A 22,822-nucleotide genomic window follows, 5' to 3' on the forward strand; every position below is an offset into this window, starting at 1 on the left:
AAATTTAAATGAGAGCTCTAATAACTGGAGTAAGCGGATTTGTGGGGACTTTTTTAAGTGAAAAGTTAATAGATAATGGCTATGAGGTTGTAGGGCTTTCACGAACTCCTGCTAAAAATCATAATGTCGAGCATATTTCTTGCGATATTGTGGATTCCGAACGACTACACAATGTTATTAAAAGTGTAAGACCAGATGAAATTTACCATTTAGCGGGTTCAGGTTTTATTCCTTTCTCTTATATAAAAACTGTTGAAACCTACAATACTATTGTAAACGGGACATTGAATCTATATGAAGCACTGAGAAAACTTGATATTGATTCAAAGGTTTTATTTGTTGGTTCTGCAGGCGTTTATGGTGACGTCAAAGAGACTGCATATAATGAGAATGATTTGCTGCATCCTAATAACCCATATGCTGGTGCAAAGGCATGTGCAGATTTAATTAGTGAGCAATATGCAAGGTCATTTGATATGAGAATAATAAGAGCTCGTCCATTTAATCATACAGGTCCTAAACAGTCATCTGATTTTGTATGTTCTAGTTTTGCAAAACAAATAGTGAACATAGAAAATGAAAAAAACAACTATATTCGTGTAGGGAATCTAGATGTGATGAGAGATTTTCTTGACGTTAGAGATGTTATTAATGCGTATGTTTTATTAATGCAAAAAGGCAAGGTTGGAGAGGCATATAATGTTTCTTCTAATGAGGTTGTTTCAATATCAGAATTATTAGTTATGTTACTGGAATATTCGAATATTGAAAGACCTACGATTGAAATTGATACAAGTAAAGTTCGAGAAACAGATACCCATATACGTGTTGGTGATAATTCGAAATTGATCAAGGATACAAACTGGATCCCTGAATATGAATTAAAGGATACGATGAGAAATTTATTAGACTACTGGAGAAATATTACCCAACTAGTATGAACTTAGCAAGGAGAGATACTTTGATAAATCAAAAAGTTGTCGTTATTGGCGGCGGGGGACATGCAAAGGTTGTAATTGATATTCTTCAGAAGTTAAATGGATATGAAGTCGTTGGGTTTACTTCTAATTCAAACGATGAAAAAGACTTGCTCGGTGTTCCTTATCTTGGTGACGATTCTATTCTATCATCTTTATTGAAACGTGGTGTTTCAGCATTTTGTGTGGCCATCGGAGATAATATGTTGCGTAAAAAAATATTCAACAAGATTCTTAACATGGGATTTAAACCGATAAATGCAATAAGTTCTTTTGCTTATATTTCGCAATATGCAAAAATAGGGAATGGAGTGGTTGTATCTCCAGGAGCAGTCATTAATGCTTCTGCAGTAATTGGCGATAACGTTATTATTAATACGTTAGCAGGAATTGATCATGATTGTATTATAGGATCAGATGTTCATATAGCTCCTGGAGCATCACTAGCAGGTTCAGTCATTATTGGAGATGGAACATTTATTGGTGCAGGGTGTACTGTGATTCCTGAGATAAAAATAGGTGAATGGACGGTTATAGGAGCTGGGGCTGTCGTTATCTCAGACTTACCATCCAATGTTAGAGCTGTAGGTGTTCCAGCAAAAAAATACATCTAAAAGGATGGAGAATAATGAAAGTTGTCAAAAAAATCCCGTTAGCGGGTCCTGTTCTGAATGGTAATGAGAAAAAATATGTTATGGACTGTATAGATACAGGTTGGATTTCTTCAAACGGGAAATACGTAAATGAGTTTGAACAAAAGTTTGCAGAATTTTGTGGAGTAGAATACGCGCTTACTTGTGCAAACGGAACAGTAGCATTACATCTGCCTTTATTAGCTTATAATGTTGGTGCTGGAGATGAAATCATTATACCTACTTTCACTTATATCGCTACTGCAAATGCGGTGAAATATTGTAGAGCAACTCCGGTTTTAGTTGATTGTGAGCCTGATACTTGGAACATAAATCCAAAATTGATTGAAGAAAAAATTACTGAGAAAACAAAGGGAATTATTGTTGTTCATTTATATGGTCATCCAGTTGAGATGGGACCAATAATGGAAATTGCAAAGAAACATAATCTATTTGTTATTGAGGATGCGGCAGAGGCTCATGGAGCTGAGGTCAATGGAAAAGTTGTTGGATCTATAGGCGATGTTGGTACCTTTAGTTTCTTTGGAAATAAAATAATATCTACTGGTGAAGGTGGAATGATTACAACTAATAATAAGCAGCTCGCTGAAAAAATGAGATTGCTTAGAGGACAAGGGATGGACCCAGACAAACGATATTGGTTCAATGTTGTTGGTTACAACTATCGAATGACTAATATGCAAGCTGCAATAGGTTTAGGTCAATTAGAAAATATAGAATGGCATCTTGGGAAGCGTAAAACTGTTGCGGTATCTTATATTAATAAACTGGATCAGCATTCAGATTTGTTTACATTGCAGCCTGAGATGGGATGGGCAAAGCATTCTTATTGGATGGTCTCGATTCTACTAAATGATAAGGTGAAAATAGGTAGAGATGAATTGATGAAATTATTGGATAATGATGGCATTGAAACAAGACCATTATTCTATCCAATGCATCAGATGCCTCCATATTATGAAGAGTCAAATTTTCCGATTTCTGACAGAATATCTGCTAGTGGTTTAAATATACCGACAAACGGTGAACTTACTGAGTCAGATATTGAATATATTTGCGAGAGACTTGTGTACCATTGCAGTAATAATATATAGAATTACAGGTCCTTAAATAGTGTAAGACCGTCGGAGGGAAAGCATTGAATGATCAATTAATAAAAATATATCGTACCCGTTTTTTTTGGAGCCATCTTGTTAGAGCAGAGCTGAAAAACAAATTTAGACGTTCAAAGCTAGGAATACTTTGGACGTTTATGAATCCTCTTTTGTTGACATTATTAATGTCTGCCGTCTTTGGAACAGTATTTAATATATCATTTGCAGATTATGCACCTTATGTACTTTCGGGGTTAATTGTTTGGGAACTTATCAGTTCCTCTTTTATTGGTGGAGGCTATTCAATACTGACTGGGGAGCAATATATACGCCAATTTAATCATCCCATTATTATATACACATTGAGATCATCATTGGTATTCACATTTACATTTGTAATTGCCATGTTATCTCTTATTATTTGGATGTTATTTATGAGCCCTGAAAATGTAGTAATAGGAATATTGACTCTTCCATTAACAACGTTGCTATATTTCTTTTTGTCTTGGGCTATTACGACTGTTGCAGGTTATACTAACGCAAAATATCGAGATTATCCACAAGTTATGGCTTTGGTAATTCAAGCCGTATGGTATGTCTCACCAGTATTTTTTAAAAAAGAGATGTTTACTTCAAATCCAATATTAGAAAAATTGTTTAATGTCAATCCGATAACACACCTGTTGGCTCTTGTGAGAGAACCATTTTTGAATGGAATGATGCCAACTGCTACCAATTATCTATTCTCTTTTGGCACTATATTTATCATTGCATTATTCGCGATGTGGGTTAATAAAAATAATCAAAATAAAGTTATATTTTATCTCTAAGAATATGAGGAATCACTAATGAATAATTGTTATATAAAATTTAAGAATGTTAATCTTTATTACCCTTCTCATATTTATAATGCAACAACTTTAAAGCAAGAAGTTTTCTCTTTGTTAAAACTACAAAAGAAAAAGGAAAAATTAGATAACGTACATGCGCTTAGAGATTTCAACTTAACGATTAATGAAGGTGAAAAAGTAGGAATAATTGGTCATAACGGAGCTGGGAAGAGCACTCTTTTAAAGACAATTGCTGGAATATTCCCTATTCAATCTGGGATAAGGGATATTAAAGGAGAAATACGATCATTATTTGATTTAGCATTAGGTTTTGATCTTGAGTCAACGGGTAGAGAAAATATCATGTATCGCGGTCTTCTTTTAGGGGAAACTCCGTTGAAGATTAAGGAACAAGAAGCTGATATCATTGAATTTGCTGGCTTAGGTGAATTCATAGATTACCCTATTAGATCATATTCTTCAGGTATGCTTATTCGCCTTGCATTTGCGATTTCCACTTCAATTGCTGGAGAAATTCTTTTGTTAGATGAAGTAATTGGTGCAGGAGATGCATCATTTGCAGCAAAAGCAAAAGAGAGAATGACGGGATTGATGAGTAAAGCGAAAATTCTTGTTCTAGTATCGCATGATTTAGCAACAATAAAAGAAGTATGTAATCGCGTTATTCTAGTTAAAAATGGCCAGATTATTAATGATGGAGATCCAGAAATGATAATTAAATATTATCAAAACTCAATATAATGTCTCGGGGGCTTGTATGAAAGAAAAAAGAATACTTTGGTTGTTAAATCATGACACACTAAGTAAGTTTGAACTTCCTTTAATAAAAGATTTAGGTTTTGAAATATTTACTCCGAAGAGCACTATAAAAGCAATCTTACAGTCGAGTGGAGCGATAACATTTGACTATGATAATACTTTAACCATTCCGGATGAAGATTTGAAGCTTTTAAACGAGTATGATTTTTTCTCTACAACTAACATGCCATTATATATAAAAAAAATAATAAATACGCATTTCGCAACAGCAATAACATACACAGATACTGCTTTATTATTATTACGCAAATTAATACATAATTTTGAAGGTAATATATTATTTCGAGCTTTTGGTGTAGGGCCATCAATATTTAGAAATTATACAGAAATAATTAATAATTATTTCTCTGAAAATGATCATAACAAGTTAAAGCAAATAAGTAATCGTTTTTGGTTTTCGCAATGCTATCCAAACATTTCAGAGATTGAAGACGATTTTTATAGAGAAAAATCAGTATTTATGCCATTAGGACTTCCAAAGGAATTCTATGATATAGAAGACCATTGGGAAGGCCAAGATGCTAAAATACTATTTTTTTGTACAAGAATAAATTATATACCTGAATCAGAAAAAGTTTATAAACAATTCAAAAAAGACTTTTCGGGTTTCAACTATGTTATTGCAGGTAATCAGCCTGTGCCTGTTAATGATAAGAAAGTAACGGGTTTTCTTGAAAGAGATGAGTTAAACAACTTATATAAAAAATGCAAAGTCATGTATTATCATTCGACACATCCACGCCACTTACACTATCATCCTTTAGAAGCTATGATAGCAGGCATGCCAGTAGTTTATATGGAGGGAAGTCTTTTAAGTGTATTAGCAGATGGAAATCGCCAATCTGGATGTTGTAAAAATATAAATGAGGCTAGGAAAAAGATAAAACAAATATTAAATGGAGATCAACAATTAATAAAAAATATAAAAACAGATCAAAAGCATATTTTATATAAATTTTCTTATGAGTATAACAAATTAGAGTGGGAGAAAAACTTTTTTCCTATTATTAACAATACTAAGAAAAGTGAAATAAACTCAGATAAGAAGGTTGCTCTTTTTATTACAGATGCTGAATTAAATATTCATAAAGATGAATATGTTCAACTTGCGAAACTGTTAGATGCCGGTTTGAAAAAAACGGGTGTTAATCAGTCAGTAATATTTAATGTTACCTCTAGTCAATTTAATATTGAGTCTGATTTTATAGAACTATTGCAAGAAGGTATTCCAGTACGAGAGTTCAAGTTAAATTCTATTTCTATGAGAAATACTATTGAATCTCTTTCCCTTCTATTTAAAGATGAATCAATATGGTATGAGGACTATATTAGTCCAGTAGATTTTGCACACAATTATGTTGAGGTGGATTATTGGTTATTTTTAAATGATCAATTTATTTCACCAATTGCTCCAATAAAACCATATGGAATTTATGTGGAAAATTTAGGCGAGCGTTACTACAATACCATATCAAGTGTACAAATCTCAAACTATAAAAATGCATCGTTTTTATTAACAAGCTCAATACATACAAAAACTGATTTAATCAAACATTTAGGTATTGAAGAAGAGAAGATCAGTATTATTCCTTTTGTTTGTTCAATATCTAAAGAGACAAGTACTAAAAGAGATGATAATTATTTTTTAATAGAGGTTGATTTAAATAAAGAAAGTCATATAAAAAAAATATTCAGTGATATTGAAGAATATTACAGATTAGAAAGCAATGTTATGAAAATAAAGCTTCACTTTAATTGTTCTAAAAGAGAGATAGAAAATGAAGAACTAGAAACATTTAAAAAAATCATTAAAAATTCTGATACACTGAAATATAATGTTGTATTATATTCCAATTTAAGGGAAAATGAATATAACGCATTATATTTGAATGCAAAAAAGGTAATATTCCCTCATAACCTTGATAATATATTTTTCAAAATAGCAAAAGCAGTATGTTTTTCTAAAGAAATTACTCTTAATGACTATCCGTTTTATAGGGATATCGAAAAATTTTTTAATTGTGATTTTCATTATGAGAACTTTGGTGGAAGAGAGAATATATTACTTAAGATATTTTTAGATTCTATAGAGACAAACTATCTGGAAGTCAATAGGGGAAATCTCTACGAGAATTCAATTAATGAAATATCTGAAGTATGGAGGAAGTTACTGTGAGTAAATTAGGTGTCTTTTTAGGTTTTCAACCAGGTGTTAATTTATCCAATGAGGGAATTGGAAGATTGCTCGCTTTTATTTTAAAAGAACAGAACAATGATGATTTTGGTGTAGTTTTATTTTGTCCTGAATGGTTAAATGATTCAGTGACGAAGTTATTAAAAGATAATAAAGTTAATATAGATAAGTGTGAGGTTATATCTACGAAAAAAATCCCATTCGGTGTTAGGATAAAAAAATTCTTATTAGATAGACGAAAAGGCTCTAAAAAAATATCATCGCTTAAAATATTATCAATTAAAGTAAAAAACAAAATCAATGTTATATTAAACAATGTAGTTGCTGAATTTATGAGTACTTCTTCATGGTTTATGCTATTTTTAAAATCAATTATATATTTGATTATTGCTTTAGTTATTTCGCCAGTCATCTTAATTTTTGTTTTCTTTTTCATAGCTTCATCAGTATTAAGAATACTGATGAGTAAGATCATTAGTCAAATTCAAAAATTAACAATTGTGAACTCTTTATTAAGGGATATAAAACAAATAGAAACAAAAAGTCGAGGTAGATTATATCAAGTTGTTCTTGATAATGAACTTTATAGAATTGTCAAGCTAATCAATAAACGGAGTGATATTAAGACTTGCTATATTCCATCAATGGCTTGGCCACAAATAAATGCAATTAGGTGTAAAAAAGTTTTAGCGGCTCCCGATATTTTGTTTTATGATTTCCCTACCCAATATTCAGATACAATAGTTGCACATAAACGAATTAGAATGAGTATTGATAGTGCAGATCATCTAATTTGCTATAGTGATTATGTGAAATTTAGGCATCTAGTTGATAAATGTGGTATAGATGAAAATAAGATTAGTGTCATTAAACATGCAAACATTGACATGAAAGAGCATTTGAAGTTATCGAAGTCAATGTCGAAATATTTAACTGATACTCAAAACGCGAAATTAATAATAAATGAATATATTAAAACAAAATTTTCAAATGGAAATGTGTTTTACAATTCTAACATTAGCCAAATGAATTATGTGATTTATTCATCACAAGCTCGCCCGCATAAAAATATATTTAACCTAATTAAAGCAATTAAAATAATGAATAAAGATAACTATATGGATGTAAAGTTAATATTAACAGGTGATATAAATCAAATAGATTTCATGCAAGATTATATACGTAAACATCATTTGGAAAACGATGTTTTTGTTCTTTATGGTATTTCTTCAGAGGTACTGGCAGCTTTTAATCAAATGGCTGTCTGTGCTGTAAATCCTACTTTATTTGAAGGTGGATTTCCTTTCACATTTTCAGAAGCATATTCGGTTGGTACGCCGTCGGTTATGAGTAATATTCCTGTTGTTGCAAACGAAATCAAAAATGAGAGCTTAAAAGAAAAAATGTTATTTGATCCATTTAATCCATATTCTATTGCGCAAAAAATAATATGGGCAGTCAATAACTCTACAGAACTATATAAAGCACAAGCTGAATTATATAGTGAATTTGATAAAAGGGATTGGAAAGTAGTTGTCGGAGAATATAATAGGGTTTTTAAAAAATTTATGATTTAAATAGGGTGGGAAAATGAGCAAAGTAAACTACACTTTTTTATTCATATTTACGGTATTTCTATTTTACCAGTCATCACAATGTGTAGCAGCTTCCAATGATGTGAACATTAGCGTTAGATCAGAACATGAACAATACTCAAAAAAAATGAATGCAGACATAATAATCAAATTTAATAATCTAGAGCTCTATAATGATAAATTGTTTCTATCTTATCATCTATATGATAAAGATAATCAACAACTGTCATGGGAGGGTCAACGTTTTCCAATAACCGTAGATGATAATGGAGTTAGTAATATTGACTTGAAATTAGATTTAACGTTTGGATTAGAACCTTTAACCAAGGATTATGCGATTATTAAATTTGATATTGTAGATGAGAAGAATGTTTATTGGTATTCTACTAATTCAGAGATAATCTTCGTAACTGACGAGATAATTTACAAAAGCGATACCTTCAAAAGATATATTTCTATTCTAAAAGGTTCATTTATAAATAGTCCGATTGTTTTCATTGTTAATGTATTATTTTTTTTGTTATTTATAGTAGGTGTTATGAAAATCAGAAAGAGCCAATTATTTATAAAATAAGTTGTTATCATTTAATAGATTAATTACAGTGAGGTGAAGCATGAAAGGAATTATCCTGGCCGGTGGAACTGGCACTAGACTGTTCCCCTTAACGAAAGTCACGAACAAGCATCTTCTTCCTGTTGGGAAATATCCAATGATATTTCATGCTATTGCGAAGCTTAAGGAAGCAAGTATAAAAGATATAATGATTGTTACTGGTAAAGAGCATATGGGTGATGTAGTTTACTTGTTGGGAAGCGGCAAAGAGTTTGAATTGAATTTCACCTATAAAGTGCAAGATGAGGCAGGTGGAATAGCACAGGCATTAGGAATGACAGAACAGTTTGTTAATAATGAACGAATGGTTGTAATTCTTGGAGATAATGTATTCGACGATGGTATAACAGAATTCGTAGAAAGTTATAAGAAGCAATCAAAGGGTGCCAAAATTCTTATTCAAGAAGTCCATGATCCACAACGTTACGGTGTACCGGAATTGTCAGGTGATAACATCATCTCAATCGAGGAAAAGCCATCACTACCTAAAAGTTCTTACGCTGTAACTGGAATTTACATGTATGATAGTAGAGTGTATGAAATTATTCGCTCGTTAAAACCTTCTATTCGAGGCGAATTAGAAATCACCGATGTCAATAATGTTTATATCAATTCTAATGAACTAACATATGATATATTAAATGGCTGGTGGACGGACGCTGGAACACATAGTTCATATAATAAAGCTAATGAGTTGGCAAAAGAAATCGTTTATGGAGAGGAATTTGGTAGCTTCAAAATGTAACAGGCGGTGATTTGCATTGAAAGTAATTGATTCTAAATTATTTGGCGTGAAATTGATTGAGCCCAATATTTATGATGATCAACGCGGTTTCTTTATGGAAAGCTATAATCAACAGACATTTGCAAGTCATAATCTGAATTGCACTTTTATCCAAGACAATCATTCTCTGTCCGTAGAAAAAAATGTATTAAGAGGACTTCATTATCAGCTTAATCCAAAAGCTCAAACAAAACTCGTAAGAGTCACAACTGGTGAAATATATGATGTTGTAATAGATATAAGACACGGTTCACCTACTTTTGGACAGTGGGAAGGCTTCTTTCTTTCAGCTTCTAACAAACTGCAACTTCTTGTTCCACAAGGATTTGCTCACGGCTTCTGCACCCTTACTCCAAATACAGAGGTCCAATACAAGGTCGATGCCCTCTATTCACCTGAGCACGACCGTGGCATAGCTTGGAATGATCCTGCTCTTGCAATCGATTGGCCGACATCGAATCCTATATTATCGGATAAGGATGGGAAACATCCAGTCCTGGCTGAAGCAGAAATCAACTTTGTATATGAAGGGTGAGTTAATCTCATGAAAATACTTGTTACCGGCGGTGCCGGGTTTATCGGAAGCAACTTTGTTCTTTATATGCTAAAGAACTATTCTAATTATCAACTAATCAATGTCGATGCTCTTACATATGCAGGTAATCTTGAGAATTTGCGTTCTATTGAAAAGAATTCGAACTATACTTTCGTTAAGGCAGACATAGCCGAACGCTCCCAAATAGAGCCTTTATTTAAAGCAGGAATCGACGCCGTTATTAACTTTGCAGCAGAATCACACGTAGACCGCAGCATATTGCATCCTGAAATTTTTGTGCAGACAAATATTCTTGGAACACAGACGCTGCTTGATTTGGCAAAACAATATAACGTCACTAAATTCGTACAAGTTTCAACAGATGAGGTTTACGGTACGCTAGGTGAGACGGGTCTCTTTACCGAGGATACGCCAATCGCACCAAATAGTCCTTATTCAGCTAGTAAAGCGGGAGCCGATTTACTTGTCAGAGCTTATCATGAAACATTTGGTTTAAATGTCAACATTACGCGCTGCTCCAATAACTATGGTCCATACCAATTCCCTGAAAAACTCATTCCATTAATGATTCAAAATGCATTGCAAGATAAACCGCTACCTGTTTACGGTGATGGGCTTAATGTGCGTGATTGGTTATACGTAGAAGATCATTGTAGTGCCATCGATCTGGTTTTGCACAGAGGTGAGAATGGAGAAGTATATAACGTTGGTGGTCGCAATGAACGTAATAACATTGAGGTTATTCGCACTATTCTCCAAGAGCTGGGTAAACCAGAGACATTAATTACGTATGTGAAGGATCGTCTTGGTCATGATCGCCGCTACGCAATTGATGCCGACAAAATTCGTAATGAGCTGGGCTGGAAGCCTAAATTCAATTACGAGGATGGTATTAAGGAAACCATTCGCTGGTATTTGAGTAACGCAGAATGGATGGATCAGGTAGCTTCAGGCTCCTATCAAGAATACTACGAGTCACAGTACAAGGAGCGACTGGAGGCTGACGAATAACATGCAAAAATTAAAAATCGTCATTACAGGTGCTAATGGACAACTTGGCCGTGAATTAACGGAATGGACGACTGAAACGTCTGAAATCATAGGTTTTGGTCGGAATGAGTTGGATATTACTAGTCTTGCTGCATGTCGTAAATTATTCGTACTTCACCAGCCTGATGTTGTTATACATTGTGCTGCATATACTTCTGTCGATAGAGCAGAGTCTGAACCAGATGAGGCTTTTCATGTAAATACAGCTGCGACGCGTAATGTTGCTGTTGCAGCTAGAGAAGTGGGCGCAAAATTATGTTATATCAGTACTGATTATGTATTCGATGGAGCAGGCACCATTCCATATAATGAGTATGATCAGACAAATCCTCAGACTGTGTACGGTAAGTCTAAGCTTGGGGGAGAGCATGCCGTTCAAACCTTACATGATCGGTATTATATTGTTCGTACTTCATGGGTCTATGGGAAATACGGCAATAATTTTGTGAAAACTATGCTCAAGATGTCCAAAGAACGTGATCTGCTTAAGGTAGTATCAGATCAAATTGGTTCTCCTACCTATACTTATGACTTAGCAGCTTTTCTACTAGAGCTTGTAAATACAGATTATTATGGTATATATCATGCTTCTAATTCCGGTACTTGTTCTTGGTACGAGTTTGCGAAAGCGATATTTGAGGACAGCGGGATCATGATGCAAGTGGATGAATGCACGACGAGTGAGTTTCCAAGACCTGCTCCAAGGCCAGCTTATTCTGTTATGGATCATAGTGCCATTAGAAGCAACGGTTTTAGCGAGCCTAGGCCGTGGAGAGAAGCGCTCAACCACTATCTCAAAGACAGTGAGTGATAAATGTTATGGCTACAATAAGCGTATGTATCGTTACTTATAATAGCGCCGAGGATATTGAGGCCTGTCTACATGCTGTTATAAAGCAAACCCATCCAATTGAACGAATTGTCGTCATAGATAATGCATCTACAGACGATACATCAGAGCGCATGCTGCCATTTAAGAATCAGGTAGAATTTACTCGAAATGATATAAATAACGGGTTTGCCGGAGGCCAGAATCAGGCTATTCGTCAAACCCGTTCTGATTATGTACTAGTCCTAAACCCTGATGTTGTTTTGGATCCAGATTATATATATGAAATAGTGACATTCATGGAGCAAAATTCTTTTGTGGGGAGTGCAACTGGAAGACTAGTTTTAGCGTCTAATAGGAATATAATGGATAGCGCAGGGCTTGCTATGAAACGAAGTAGAAATGCTTATGATCTAGGAGCGGGTTCTCCTGTGACAGATTGGGGCAGACCGCAAACTGTTTTTGGCGTGTCTGGAGCAGCAGCTATTTATCGGTATCGTATGATCCGTGACGTTGAATATGAGGGTCAATTTTTTGACGAACAGTTTTTTGCTTATAAAGAGGATGTAGACGTAGCTTGGCGAGCAAATAAACTCGGATGGAAGTCTAACTATGTTCCTTCAGCAAAAGCTATACACCATAGAGGGTGGAAAAAAGGAGGACGCAGCAGCGTACCTTTGTTCGTGCGGCAGCATTCTTATCAAAATAGATTTTTTACATTAATTAAAAATGAGTCTATTGGTTGGCATTCTTTTGTGAGTATTCCTTTCATTCTAGTAACGGAAATAATTAAACTTGGTTATATCATTCTTCGCGAGCCTGATTTATTACGTTGCTGGCCGACAATCATTCGATTAACACCGCTCATGTTAAAGAAACGAAAGTGGATTGCCGATAAAGTTAGAGTATTGCATAAATGAGAAAAACGATTTAATTAACTTGAAGTGGAAAAATTAGGGTATTCTTATTTTTTCTTTTTTGTTACAATTCTATTAGAGTCGAAATTTAAGTGAATGTAGGTGAATACGGCGAAATGCTTCGACAAAACCAACGATTTTTAACCCAATTATATATGCTGGCGGATTTGCTTGTTACATTAGTTGTGTTTATGTCTGCATACTGGCTCAAATTTTACAGCGGCTTGATTCCCAGCAGTAACTCAGTACCTTTTTCTACCTATACATTATGGGGAACCATATATTCCTTTTCAGCTATTCTTGTAGGTTTTTACTTTCAATTTTATTCACCGAAGCGTCGAAGAAACTATTCTTTTGAAGTGTTGAAGATTTTACAAATTCAAACGATTAGCTTTCTTGGGCTTTTAAGCTTGTTATTTATTACGAAAGAAGTACATATCTCGAGGGAATTTCTTCTTATATTCTTTATTTTAAATTTTATTGCAATAGCGACATACCGTTACTGGGTAAAATCTATCCTCTCATCCTTCCGCCGCCGAGGCTTCAACAAAAGATTTGTTCTCATCCTAGGAGCAGGCTCAGTAGGACGCAGCTTTTATCAAAATTTGCAGCGGCACCCAGAGCTTGGCTATGAGGTTGTCGGCTTTTTAGATGATTATCAAATAAAGCATGATCCTGAGTTTAATGACATGAAGCCGATTATCGGCAAGCTGGATGATTTAAAGACTCACTTGAATAAGGCGCCGATTGATGAGGTTATTATTGCACTCCCGCTCGATGCACATATGAAATACGCTGACATTATTGAAACATGCGAACAGACAGGTGTGAAAACACTAATTATCCCTGATTTCTTTGACCTGCTGCCTGCACGTCCTTTCTTCGATAATTTTGCAGGGATTCCACTTATTAATGTAAGGGATGTTCCGCTTGATGAGCTGAGCAATCGCATATTGAAGCGATGGTTTGATATTGCGTTCTCGCTTTTTGCTATCCTAATTACTTCGCCTATCATGTTATTAACCATAATTGGTTTGAAATTAACATCTCCCGGTCCTATTCTTTTTAAGCAGGAGCGAATGGGTCTAGATCGCAAATCTTTCTTTATGTATAAGTTCCGTTCGATGCATGTATCCACTAATCAGGTGTCTGATACGGAGTGGACGGTGGAGAATGATCCAAGGCGCACTCGTTTTGGTAGTTTTCTAAGGAAAACCAGTCTGGATGAGCTTCCGCAATTTTTTAATGTGCTGCTTGGGGATATGAGTGTGGTCGGTCCTCGGCCGGAGCGTCCTTATTTCGTTAATCAATTCAAGGAAGAAATTCCGAAATATATGATCAAGCATCAAATCAGACCTGGGATAACGGGCTGGGCACAAACGAATGGTCTGAGAGGCGATACGTCGATTAAGGATCGTATTATGCATGATCTCTTTTATATTGAAAATTGGACTTTTTTATTCGATATTAAAATTATCTTTAAGACGGTATTGAAGGGCCTGATTAACAAAAATGCATACTAACAGCGAAGAATCTGCTCGCGTATCTGTTATTATTCCTACATTTAATGCTGGTAACGAGCTAGAAGAGCTTCTGAAGCGACTGATGAAGCAGACAGTCAAACCTTGCGAGATTATCGTAATTGACTCTAGCTCGAAGGATGGGACGTCTGAGCGCGCAATGAGAGCTGGTGCTCAAGTTATTAGTGTGGATCAGAGTGAATTCGATCACGGCGGCACACGGAATAAAGCAGCAGTGCAATCGAAAGGTGATATATTGCTTTTCATGACACAAGATGCCCTTCCGTATGATGACAGGCTTATTGAACAATTAATCGCTCCAATGTTCAAGGACAAAAATATTGTATATACCTATGCAAGGCAGCTTCCGAGGCCAGAAGCCAATATACTGGAGCGGCTCGCAAGACAATATAATTATCCAGATCGGTCGGAAGTTAAGGCATACGAACAAATCGAAGAGCTAGGCATTAAGACATTCTTTTGTTCAAATGTATGCGCGGCGATTCGAAGAGAAACGTTTGAGATAATGGGCCGTTTCCAAGAGCCCGTTATTTTCAATGAAGATTTGTTTATGGCAGCCAAATGTATTTTGACGGGTCATAAAATAGCTTATTGCGCGGAAGCGCTTGTTTATCACTCACATGATTATTCCATTTCGCAGCAGTTCAGAAGATATTTCGATAACGGTATCTCCATGAGCTGTAATGCGTGGATTACGCCTTATGCATCTGTTCGCAGCGCTGGCTCTAAGTTGGTAAAGCTCCAGCTAAAGGAGCTGCACCGCAATCGTAGGTGGGATCTTATTCCGAAGCTTGTGGCGGAGTCTGCTGCAAAGTTGATCGGTTATAAGCTGGGAATTCACTATCGACGTATTCCTCTCTTTATAAGTCGAAGATTCAGTATGCATCGTCTTATTTTCTCGCAAATGCAGCACCATAGCATGGAACAAGTTCCGGCTCATTCATCTAAAACCAAAAAAGCGCGTTCGATTGATTCATAGTCGAATGGGCTTTTTTTTCATTTCATCGTATAGGTTTTGCAGTCAGCGCTCAGACTATAGAAACCTGTCTCTCTCTAAGGAAAGAAGCAGTTAAGAAAAGAGGTGAACCTAATTGCAAGCATGGCTCATTTGGCTCATTGCATTGCTTATTATATACGTTGTGCAACTGGCAGCCATATTGATAATGGAGCATCGTCGTCCAGCCCAAATGACCGCTTGGCTGCTTATCTCTTTTATATGCCCGATGATTGGCTTCATCGCTTATATTCTTCTAGGGAAGAATTTCACAAGAAGTAAAAGCCTTTATTCTTATAAGCAGGAGATCATTCAGTATGCCAGTAACATGTCGAAGCAAATTGAATCTGTGGAGGAAGTCATGAACAATGAGCTTGCTCAACAAGAGAAGCTCTTTGCAATGCTTAAGGGACTGGCGCCTTTTCCGATAACAGGCCGAAATAAATCAACTGTGCTTACGAATGGGAAAGAGACCTATGAGGCCATTTTGAAGGCTCTTGAAGGTGCGGTTCATCACATTCATATGGACTATTACACTATTCGAGACGATGAGATTGGTCATGTTTTTTTGGAGGTGCTCGTTCGTAAGGCTAAGGAAGGCGTTGAGATTCGTGTGTTATATGACGGCATTGGCAGTCTTAACCTAAAGGACGTATATCTCGAGAAGCTTCGTCATGCAGGTGCGCATACGAGCTGCTTCCTCCCACCTCGAATATCCTTTTTTGATAGAAAGCTTAATTATCGTAATCATCGTAAAATCGTCGTTGTGGATAGTCGAGTCGGCTTTTTGGGCGGTATCAATATCGGAGATGAGTATTTAGGGAAGGATCCCAAAATAGGATTTTGGCGAGATACTCATTTGCGATTAGAGGGCGATTCTGTCTATTTTTTGCAAGAGCTGTTTATGAATGATTGGGCATTTGCAGCGAAAGTACAGCTTGACGGAAATCACTATATGTCAGAGCACCAATGTGTAGAAAATGAACGCGTATTGATCGTGCCCAGTAAGCCTGGTCATAATGATCAGCAAATTATGGAGGTTATGTTCGCAGCAATTACAGCCGCCCAAACACGTATTTTTATGGCGACACCCTATTTTATCCCAGATCCATCTCTGCTAATGGGACTTAGAACAGCGGCTCTTGGCGGTGTTGATGTTAGATTGATTATACCGGGTATAGCGGATTCCAAGCTCATCCTTCTGGCTACCTTATCCTACATTCAAGAAATGCTGATTGCAGGTGTAAAAGTGTATCGTTACCAGAGTGGCTTCATTCATGCAAAGGTGATGATTGTCGATAATATGCTGGCAACTGTCGGAACAGCGAATGTCGATATGCGCAGTCTGCACAGCAACTTTGAATTGAATGCGGTACTCTTTGATGAAGGTACAATTGAGAGACTGGAAGCTGAATTTCTCAATGATTTGAAGCACAGCCTAGAGCTCGATCTGGAAACCTTCAAAAATAGATCTTGGTGGCAAAAAAAAAAGGAATCCCTTCTTCATATGCTGTCACCGTTATTATAGAGGATGCATGGACAGACTCGATTTCGGGCATATTTTTCGTGAAGGCTATCTAAGCCATCTGAGTTCATACATGATCATTCATGTTGCACGCTCAACATCGCGAGGAGGAAATGAAATTGTCCGATAAAAACAATCAAGAAAAAGAAGCATCAACGGAATCGCAGTATGAGGGACGAGCAGAGTATGATATGGATGTTGACCGCATGGTTAATGAGGGCTTGGGCGGGGGCAATGTCACGCTACAAAACGGCCTAATTGACGAATCCACAACAGATACGATGGATCTGGAATCCAAATAAAGAATAAGATCATTATTTTTTAAAACGAGCAGAAAACTTTTGGTGAGGAGGATGAGCCTATGGATGCTGTACGCGCAAAAGAAATTTACGAATCAAAGGCAACAATAGCTGTGCATTTGGATGGGGATGCCGTTTGGATCGAAAATGTAGATGAAGCGAACGGAATGGCAACAGTTCAGGTTGGAAGCAGTCCTACCAACACTCAAACGGTTTCTTGTGATCGTTTGAAGGAAGAGAGTAAGTAAACCTCTTTTTAATAATGTTGCTTACGAATAACAACGAAAAACCCTGATGGAGCAAGCATCCATCAGGGTTTTTCGTATGGGTTAGCCGCCATACGCTTCACGGAAGGCGATACAGAGCTTATCACGGTCAACACCCCATAGCTCTGCAATTTCTCCGCTTACATTCTCGTCCCACCAGTCGGATTGAATTTTCCGATTGCTTCTATTTTCCACGACCCACGTCAAGTTCAGAATAACCTTTTTGAAATAAATCGTTTCTGCCTGATCCATCATTTCTTTAGATATCCAAAGCTTCATTCGTTTGACGGTTCGGTAGAGCTCGTTGCTGCAGGCTCTGCGGATTTTGCGCGCGGTGGGATAGCCGGTGGCATGCTTTTGCGCATTAGTCTTCACGTAAACCGACTCCTCTCTATCCCATATGTATGCGCCCGGGGGGAGAGAGGTCACTCACTTCGCTGCCAGTCCAAAAGAATTAAATAACTACGATATAACCGACCATTGGTCCGCCGTGATTCATATCGGTATGGTTTAAGCAAATAATCGGATAGGTGCCGGCTTTTTCAGCGGTAAAGCGTACAACGGTTACCTTTCCTTTTACCACTTCACCTTTAATGCCAAGATCCTCCACAACAAAAGGATGATTATTACCGTTCACACCGTTAATTTGCAGCTCGATTGCTTCTCCTTTGTTTACGACGATGGTGCCTGGATGCCAAAGATACACTTCAAGCTTTTTTCCATCGGCCGTTTGCGCCTCGTGCTCACCTGTTACAAGCTGAATGACGCGAGGTGTAGAAGCTTGTCCGCTAACCTCACGTGATTGTCCCCAGCTCAAGTAAACACCGGTAATAATGATTAATGCAGTAACCACGATAAATAATTGAATTTGTCTTTTGCTCACTACCAAAATCTTGGACATGAAACGATCACCTCATCTTTACGTATCATTTAAGGCTAGTCTATGCACGGGCTTGTCTTCGCATGACAAAAGTGGAAGGCCATCCGTAACGTATGATAGAATAGCCTCAACACATTATTGGAAAAAAAAAGATGAGATGGATGGAAGAAAGGCGGATTGAGTACTGGAATGGAATTGATTCATGAAATTTTGGACAAAGTGCTATTGTGGGTAGAGAGCTTAGGTTATTTCGGAATACTAATTGGTTTATTAATCGAAGTTATACCAAGTGAAATCGTATTAGGTTTTGGCGGATATCTTGTTTGGAAAGGTGAAATATCCTTTTGGGGAGCGGTATTATTCGGTACACTAGGCGCAGTCGGACAAAACTGGATTCTGTATGCGATTGGAAGATACGGCGGTCGTCCGATAGTAGAGAAATACGGTAAATATATTAAAATTAAACAGAAGCACGTGGATAAAGCTGAAAATTGGTTCAATAAGTTTGGTTCGGGTATCGTATTCACTGCTCGTTTTGTTCCTATTATGAGACAAGTAATCTCAATCCCAGCAGGAATGGCAAGAATGAACTTTGGATTATTCACACTGCTCACAGCGGTAGCATCCCTGCCGTGGTCTATCTTGTTTGTCTATTTAGGCAAATCACTCGGCGAGAACTGGGATCAAATCGATGAGAAGGCTGGCGCATATGTGCAGCCTGCAATCTTGATTGCTATTGCTTTACTTATCGTTTACGTGCTCTTCAAAGTGGTGCGTGCGCGTCGTAAATCGGTATAATAGACATATACAATGCACATCATTCATTGTTGACTAACAAAAAGAGGAAAGAGGGATACATATGAGTAAAAGTATTGCAGATAAGCTTGGCAAAGGGATTAGCCCACAGCAATTTATAGATGGAATGACAAAAAACAAAGAAACATTTTTGGATTGGTCGGAGAAATTTGTTTGGACGGATGAAGAGGATAAACAATATTTCGATTCGCTAAATAATCGTGATGATCTTCGCGTACTCATCTTGATGGCAGACTGGTGCGGCGATGTTGCTCGTAATATTCCCGTTGTATTTCGTGCTTTTGAAAACAGCGGCGTAACGTTAGAAGTGCTAATTATGGAAGAGCATATGGATACGATGGATCAGTTCTTAACACTTGGCGGCCGTTCGGTGCCTGTTGTTATTATTGCTGATACAGGCGGTGCCGTTCTTGGAACTTGGGGGCCGCGTCCAAGCCATGTTCAAGAAGCGATGATTGCATTTAAGAAAGAAAACCCTGACCGTGAGGCAGCTGATTATCAAGAGAAGCTTGCTGTAACTCGTCAAGAGATCGGTCGCCGTTATGGTGATGGCACTGCTTATCAATCCGTTATTGTGAAAGAACTCCGCACCTTGCTGGAGTCACTGTAAGCGGCTATGAGTACGAATATGCGAATTGAGACATTTTCACTCGGACCTATACAAACGAATTGTTATTTAATAACGGTTACGGAACCAGCTGCGGAAGAAGGCGGCTCCCCGCAGGAGCGGGCAATCGTCATTGATCCTGGCATGAATCCGAAGAAGCTGCTTCAGCGTCTGCAGGGCGTTCATGTGGAAGCAATATTATTGACACATGCACACTTCGATCATATGGGCGGAGTGGATGAATTGCGCAAAGCAGCAAAATGTCCCGTGTACCTCCATGATCTGGAGGCGGATTGGCTTACAGATCCGCGTAAGAATGGTTCTCTGCGCTGGGAGGATGTTACACCGCCCCTTACTACAGACGAGGCGGAATACGCCCTTGCAGAGGGTCAAACGCTGAATCTGCTTGGTCTAACCATCAAGGTTATGCATACGCCAGGACATTCGCCTGGCAGTGTCAGCTTCTTATGTGAAAACCACTTGTTCTCAGGCGATGTATTGTTCAAATTGTCTGTTGGGCGTACGGATTTGCCAGGTGGGCGTGAGAGGGATTTGTATGACTCGATTCGACTGAAGCTGTTCAAGCTGGCTCCGGATACTATTGTATATCCTGGACATGGCGGACGCACGACAATTGGGTACGAAATGGCGAACAACCCTTATACGGGAGCATGAGGCAAGGAAAGGGGCAGGACGTTTGACAGATTCTAATGTAAAACATTTGGTGGATGATTTAGAAGAAGGCAGCGGTAAATCAAAGCTTACAACGGAGCAAAAAGCGGCTGAAAGCGATCGTATCATCAAGGGGATTGCAGCTCAGCTAACAATTCCGATTACGAAAGTAAAGTCAGCAGTAAGTTTGCTGGATGAAGGCAATACGATCCCATTTATTGCTCGTTACCGGAAAGAGATGACCGGCGAGCTGGATGAGAATGATTTAAGATCCATTGAAGAGAAGCTGCAGTATATGCGAAATCTTGAAGAGCGCAAGCGTGAGGTTATTCGTCTTATCGATGACCAAGGGAAGCTCACTGATGAGCTTCGTGCAGATATTACGAAATCAGTTAAGCTGCAAGAGATTGAAGACCTTTATCGCCCATATCGGCAAAAGCGTAAGACTCGTGCTAGCGTAGCGAAGGAAAGAGGCTTGGAGCCGCTTGCCAACTGGCTATGGTCGCAGCCTCGTCAGGGAGAGGCGTTAACTGAAGCAGCGGGTTACATCGATGAAACCAAGGGAGTCGCATCCGCGCAAGATGCGCTTCAAGGCGCAATGGATATCATCGCCGAGAACATCGCCGATGACGCCTCCATTAGAGCTTGGGTACGTAAACATACATTCGATCAAGCTCTATTAAAGACGGAAGCGAAAAACGCAGCTGAGGAAACGGTATATGAGATGTATTACAACTATCAGGAACCGCTCCGCAAGCTTCCGCCCCACCGAATACTAGCTATAAATCGGGCTGAGCGCGAGGATGTCCTTCGTGTAACGTTCGAATTGTCCGCGGATCGAATCCATGAGCATATTCAGCGGAAGATTCTTCGAAACGGTACATCTCAGTCTGTTCGGGATGTTTTGGTCAATGTAACAGAGGATTCCTACAAACGTCTGATCTCTCCTTCTATCGAACGTGAGGTAAGGGGAGAACTGACGGAGAAGGCAGAGGAACATGCCATATCGATCTTCTCTGAAAATCTACGGAATTTGCTGCTTCAGCCTCCAGTACGCGGCAATATCGTATTGGGTGTTGACCCTGCATTTCGAACGGGCTGCAAGCTCGCTGTTATTGATGATATCGGCAAGCTTATGGAGGTTGCAGTATGTTATCCGACTGCACCTAACAACAGAGTGGCCGAAGCAGAAAAGTTGATTAATGGGTTAATCGATAAATACAGCGTGGAGTTAATTGTAATTGGCAACGGTACGGCCTCACGAGAAACAGAGCAATTCATTGCCACTCTCATAGGCAACCGCAAATCGGCAGCAGCAGGATCTGAGCTGAAATATATTATTGTCAATGAAGCTGGTGCAAGCGTTTATTCGGCCTCTAAGCTCGCCCAGGAGGAGTTTCCAACCCTTGACGTTGCAGAACGCAGTGCAGTCTCGATTGCACGCAGACTGCAGGACCCGCTTGCTGAGCTCGTTAAAATTGAACCAAAAGCGATCGGTGTTGGACAATACCAGCATGATGTTAGTCAGAAGAGGCTGGATGAGACGCTTGGCGGCGTCGTTGAATCAGCTGTTAACCATGTCGGCGTTGATGTGAACACGGCGTCTGCATCACTTCTATCTTACGTTGCGGGTATTAACGGAACGATTGCCAAAAACATTGTGAAATACCGTGATGAAAATGGCCGATTTGTGAAGAGAACGCAGTTGCAGAAGGTACCGCGCCTTGGCGCCAAATCCTACGAGCAGTGTATCGGTTTTCTTCGGATTGCAGAAGCGGGCAATCCACTTGATAGTACCCCTATTCATCCAGAATCGTACGCTGTTGTGGACAAGCTGTTCAAGGAGCTGAATCTCTCGCTTAAGCAGCTTGGTTCTGAAGAACTGAAGGCAAAGCTGGCGGAAGTGGATGCTAACCATTTAGCGGAAGTTCTCGGAGTAGGTGTTCCGACCTTGCGAGATATTTTCGACAGCTTGCTCAAACCGGGACGTGATCCTCGTGAAGAGCTGCCGCCTCCAATCTTCCATACAGATGTGCTGAATATTCAGGATTTGAAACCTGGGATGGAATTGCACGGAACGGTGCGCAACGTGATCGACTTTGGCGCCTTTGTAGATATCGGTATCAAAAATGACGGTCTCGTACACATCTCACAATTGAGCGATAAATTTGTTAAACGTCCGATGGATGTCGTATCGGTTGGAGATACGGTAACAGTCTGGGTGCTTAGCATTGATGAGAAAAAAGGCCGCGTAAGCTTGACTATGCGCAAACCTAATTAACCTTGTTTT

24 protein-coding genes are annotated in these 22,822 nt (G+C 38.2%); 22 read left to right on the plus strand and 2 right to left on the minus strand.

The window, feature by feature from the left end; translation table 11 throughout:
• Positions 1-8: 8 nt before the first annotated feature.
• From AC0YOD_RS19920 to AC0YOD_RS20005, 18 genes are all read left to right on the plus strand, one after another.
• Entirely contained in the window at positions 9-941 is a 933-nt protein-coding gene (locus AC0YOD_RS19920) for a GDP-mannose 4,6-dehydratase (RefSeq protein WP_475801083.1), read from the plus strand.
• Between the two features lie 20 nt (positions 942-961).
• Positions 962-1,591: an acetyltransferase gene (locus AC0YOD_RS19925; RefSeq protein WP_475801084.1), complete on the plus strand. Its 630-nt coding sequence runs from the start codon at positions 962-964 to the stop codon at positions 1,589-1,591.
• Positions 1,592-1,605: 14 nt separating this feature from the next.
• Positions 1,606-2,724 carry a DegT/DnrJ/EryC1/StrS family aminotransferase gene (locus AC0YOD_RS19930; RefSeq protein WP_475801085.1) on the plus strand — a complete coding sequence of 373 codons (1,119 nt, stop codon included), beginning with the start codon at positions 1,606-1,608 and terminating at the stop codon, positions 2,722-2,724.
• A 44-nt stretch (positions 2,725-2,768) separates the two neighbouring features.
• Positions 2,769-3,554, plus strand: a complete 786-nt coding sequence (locus AC0YOD_RS19935) for an ABC transporter permease (protein WP_475801086.1) — start codon at positions 2,769-2,771, stop codon at positions 3,552-3,554.
• An 18-nt stretch (positions 3,555-3,572) separates the two neighbouring features.
• Positions 3,573-4,316, plus strand: coding sequence for an ABC transporter ATP-binding protein (locus AC0YOD_RS19940; RefSeq protein WP_475801087.1), 744 nt, complete (start codon positions 3,573-3,575; stop codon positions 4,314-4,316).
• A gap of 16 nt (positions 4,317-4,332) precedes the next feature.
• The gene (locus AC0YOD_RS19945) at positions 4,333-6,570 is read left to right on the plus strand and encodes a glycosyltransferase family protein (protein WP_475801088.1); all 2,238 of its coding nucleotides are present in this window, start codon (positions 4,333-4,335) and stop codon (positions 6,568-6,570) included.
• The gene (locus AC0YOD_RS19950) at positions 6,567-8,165 is read left to right on the plus strand and encodes a glycosyltransferase (protein ID WP_475801089.1); all 1,599 of its coding nucleotides are present in this window, start codon (positions 6,567-6,569) and stop codon (positions 8,163-8,165) included. Before AC0YOD_RS19945 ends, AC0YOD_RS19950 begins: the two co-directional genes overlap by 4 nt.
• Positions 8,166-8,178: 13 nt before the next feature.
• Positions 8,179-8,757 carry a hypothetical protein gene (locus tag AC0YOD_RS19955; RefSeq protein WP_475801090.1) on the plus strand — a complete coding sequence of 193 codons (579 nt, stop codon included), beginning with the start codon at positions 8,179-8,181 and terminating at the stop codon, positions 8,755-8,757.
• A gap of 40 nt (positions 8,758-8,797) precedes the next feature.
• On the plus strand, positions 8,798-9,541 hold the full coding sequence (locus tag AC0YOD_RS19960) for a sugar phosphate nucleotidyltransferase (RefSeq protein WP_475801091.1): 744 nt from the start codon (positions 8,798-8,800) through the stop codon (positions 9,539-9,541).
• 16 nt (positions 9,542-9,557) lie between these two features.
• Positions 9,558-10,115, plus strand: coding sequence for a dTDP-4-dehydrorhamnose 3,5-epimerase (gene rfbC / locus AC0YOD_RS19965; RefSeq protein WP_475801092.1), 558 nt, complete (start codon positions 9,558-9,560; stop codon positions 10,113-10,115).
• Positions 10,116-10,124: 9 nt separating this feature from the next.
• A complete protein-coding gene (rfbB, locus tag AC0YOD_RS19970; RefSeq protein WP_475801093.1) occupies positions 10,125-11,147 on the plus strand; it encodes a dTDP-glucose 4,6-dehydratase in 1,023 nt (340 codons plus the stop codon).
• A 1-nt stretch (position 11,148) separates the two neighbouring features.
• Positions 11,149-11,997 (plus strand): dTDP-4-dehydrorhamnose reductase, encoded by an 849-nt coding sequence (rfbD, locus tag AC0YOD_RS19975; protein ID WP_475801094.1) that lies wholly within the window; start codon positions 11,149-11,151, stop codon positions 11,995-11,997.
• Positions 11,998-12,005: 8 nt separating this feature from the next.
• Positions 12,006-12,935, plus strand: a complete 930-nt coding sequence (locus AC0YOD_RS19980) for a glycosyltransferase family 2 protein (protein WP_475801095.1) — start codon at positions 12,006-12,008, stop codon at positions 12,933-12,935.
• Between the two features lie 113 nt (positions 12,936-13,048).
• Positions 13,049-14,455: an undecaprenyl-phosphate glucose phosphotransferase gene (locus AC0YOD_RS19985; RefSeq protein ID WP_475801096.1), complete on the plus strand. Its 1,407-nt coding sequence runs from the start codon at positions 13,049-13,051 to the stop codon at positions 14,453-14,455.
• Entirely contained in the window at positions 14,445-15,452 is a 1,008-nt protein-coding gene (locus AC0YOD_RS19990; RefSeq protein ID WP_475801097.1) for a glycosyltransferase family 2 protein, read from the plus strand. Before AC0YOD_RS19985 ends, AC0YOD_RS19990 begins: the two co-directional genes overlap by 11 nt.
• Before the next feature lie 112 nt (positions 15,453-15,564).
• Positions 15,565-16,995: a cardiolipin synthase gene (gene cls, locus AC0YOD_RS19995; RefSeq protein WP_475801098.1), complete on the plus strand. Its 1,431-nt coding sequence runs from the start codon at positions 15,565-15,567 to the stop codon at positions 16,993-16,995.
• Between the two features lie 116 nt (positions 16,996-17,111).
• The gene (locus tag AC0YOD_RS20000; protein ID WP_475801099.1) at positions 17,112-17,294 is read left to right on the plus strand and encodes a hypothetical protein; all 183 of its coding nucleotides are present in this window, start codon (positions 17,112-17,114) and stop codon (positions 17,292-17,294) included.
• A gap of 59 nt (positions 17,295-17,353) precedes the next feature.
• Positions 17,354-17,539 (plus strand): H-type small acid-soluble spore protein, encoded by a 186-nt coding sequence (locus AC0YOD_RS20005; RefSeq protein WP_475801100.1) that lies wholly within the window; start codon positions 17,354-17,356, stop codon positions 17,537-17,539.
• An 81-nt stretch (positions 17,540-17,620) separates the two neighbouring features.
• On the opposite strand, the gene AC0YOD_RS20010 is transcribed toward AC0YOD_RS20005, so the two are convergent.
• Both AC0YOD_RS20010 and AC0YOD_RS20015 read right to left on the minus strand, forming a co-directional pair.
• Positions 17,621-17,932, minus strand: coding sequence for a dehydrogenase (locus AC0YOD_RS20010; RefSeq protein WP_475801101.1), 312 nt, complete (start codon positions 17,930-17,932; stop codon positions 17,621-17,623).
• Between the two features lie 79 nt (positions 17,933-18,011).
• Positions 18,012-18,458, minus strand: a complete 447-nt coding sequence (locus tag AC0YOD_RS20015; protein ID WP_475801102.1) for a cupredoxin domain-containing protein — start codon at positions 18,456-18,458, stop codon at positions 18,012-18,014.
• 168 nt (positions 18,459-18,626) lie between these two features.
• On the opposite strand from AC0YOD_RS20015, the gene uptA reads away from it, so the two are divergent.
• The 4 genes from uptA (at position 18,627) to AC0YOD_RS20035 (ending at position 22,813) form a co-directional block, all read left to right on the plus strand.
• Entirely contained in the window at positions 18,627-19,235 is a 609-nt protein-coding gene (gene uptA / locus AC0YOD_RS20020) for an undecaprenyl phosphate transporter UptA (RefSeq protein WP_475801103.1), read from the plus strand.
• Positions 19,236-19,296: 61 nt separating this feature from the next.
• Complete coding sequence (locus AC0YOD_RS20025) at positions 19,297-19,863, plus strand: thioredoxin family protein (RefSeq protein ID WP_475801104.1); 567 nt, start codon at positions 19,297-19,299, stop codon at positions 19,861-19,863.
• Positions 19,864-19,869: 6 nt separating this feature from the next.
• On the plus strand, positions 19,870-20,535 hold the full coding sequence (locus AC0YOD_RS20030; protein ID WP_475801105.1) for an MBL fold metallo-hydrolase: 666 nt from the start codon (positions 19,870-19,872) through the stop codon (positions 20,533-20,535).
• A 22-nt stretch (positions 20,536-20,557) separates the two neighbouring features.
• The gene (locus AC0YOD_RS20035) at positions 20,558-22,813 is read left to right on the plus strand and encodes a Tex family protein (protein WP_475801106.1); all 2,256 of its coding nucleotides are present in this window, start codon (positions 20,558-20,560) and stop codon (positions 22,811-22,813) included.
• Positions 22,814-22,822 lie beyond the last annotated feature (9 nt).

This window comes from Paenibacillus sp. J31P13 (genome assembly GCF_056269295.1).

Excerpts from the sequence above, each read along its gene's own strand:
- AC0YOD_RS20030 (WP_475801105.1), top strand. The coding sequence starts at position 19,870 with ATGAGTACGAATATGCGAATTGAGACATTTTCACTCGGACCTATACAA.
- AC0YOD_RS19945 (WP_475801088.1), top strand. The coding sequence starts at position 4,333 with ATGAAAGAAAAAAGAATACTTTGGTTGTTAAATCATGACACACTAAGT.
- AC0YOD_RS19985 (WP_475801096.1), top strand. The coding sequence starts at position 13,049 with ATGCTTCGACAAAACCAACGATTTTTAACCCAATTATATATGCTGGCG.
- AC0YOD_RS19955 (WP_475801090.1), top strand. The coding sequence starts at position 8,179 with ATGAGCAAAGTAAACTACACTTTTTTATTCATATTTACGGTATTTCTA.
- rfbB (WP_475801093.1), top strand. The coding sequence starts at position 10,125 with ATGAAAATACTTGTTACCGGCGGTGCCGGGTTTATCGGAAGCAACTTT.
- AC0YOD_RS19920 (WP_475801083.1), top strand. The coding sequence starts at position 9 with ATGAGAGCTCTAATAACTGGAGTAAGCGGATTTGTGGGGACTTTTTTA.
- AC0YOD_RS20015 (WP_475801102.1), bottom strand. The coding sequence starts at position 18,458 with ATGTCCAAGATTTTGGTAGTGAGCAAAAGACAAATTCAATTATTTATC.
- AC0YOD_RS19940 (WP_475801087.1), top strand. The coding sequence starts at position 3,573 with ATGAATAATTGTTATATAAAATTTAAGAATGTTAATCTTTATTACCCT.
- AC0YOD_RS19980 (WP_475801095.1), top strand. The coding sequence starts at position 12,006 with ATGGCTACAATAAGCGTATGTATCGTTACTTATAATAGCGCCGAGGAT.
- uptA (WP_475801103.1), top strand. The coding sequence starts at position 18,627 with ATGGAATTGATTCATGAAATTTTGGACAAAGTGCTATTGTGGGTAGAG.
- AC0YOD_RS20025 (WP_475801104.1), top strand. The coding sequence starts at position 19,297 with ATGAGTAAAAGTATTGCAGATAAGCTTGGCAAAGGGATTAGCCCACAG.
- AC0YOD_RS20005 (WP_475801100.1), top strand. The coding sequence starts at position 17,354 with ATGGATGCTGTACGCGCAAAAGAAATTTACGAATCAAAGGCAACAATA.
- AC0YOD_RS19990 (WP_475801097.1), top strand. The coding sequence starts at position 14,445 with ATGCATACTAACAGCGAAGAATCTGCTCGCGTATCTGTTATTATTCCT.
- AC0YOD_RS19960 (WP_475801091.1), top strand. The coding sequence starts at position 8,798 with ATGAAAGGAATTATCCTGGCCGGTGGAACTGGCACTAGACTGTTCCCC.
- AC0YOD_RS19930 (WP_475801085.1), top strand. The coding sequence starts at position 1,606 with ATGAAAGTTGTCAAAAAAATCCCGTTAGCGGGTCCTGTTCTGAATGGT.
- rfbD (WP_475801094.1), top strand. The coding sequence starts at position 11,149 with ATGCAAAAATTAAAAATCGTCATTACAGGTGCTAATGGACAACTTGGC.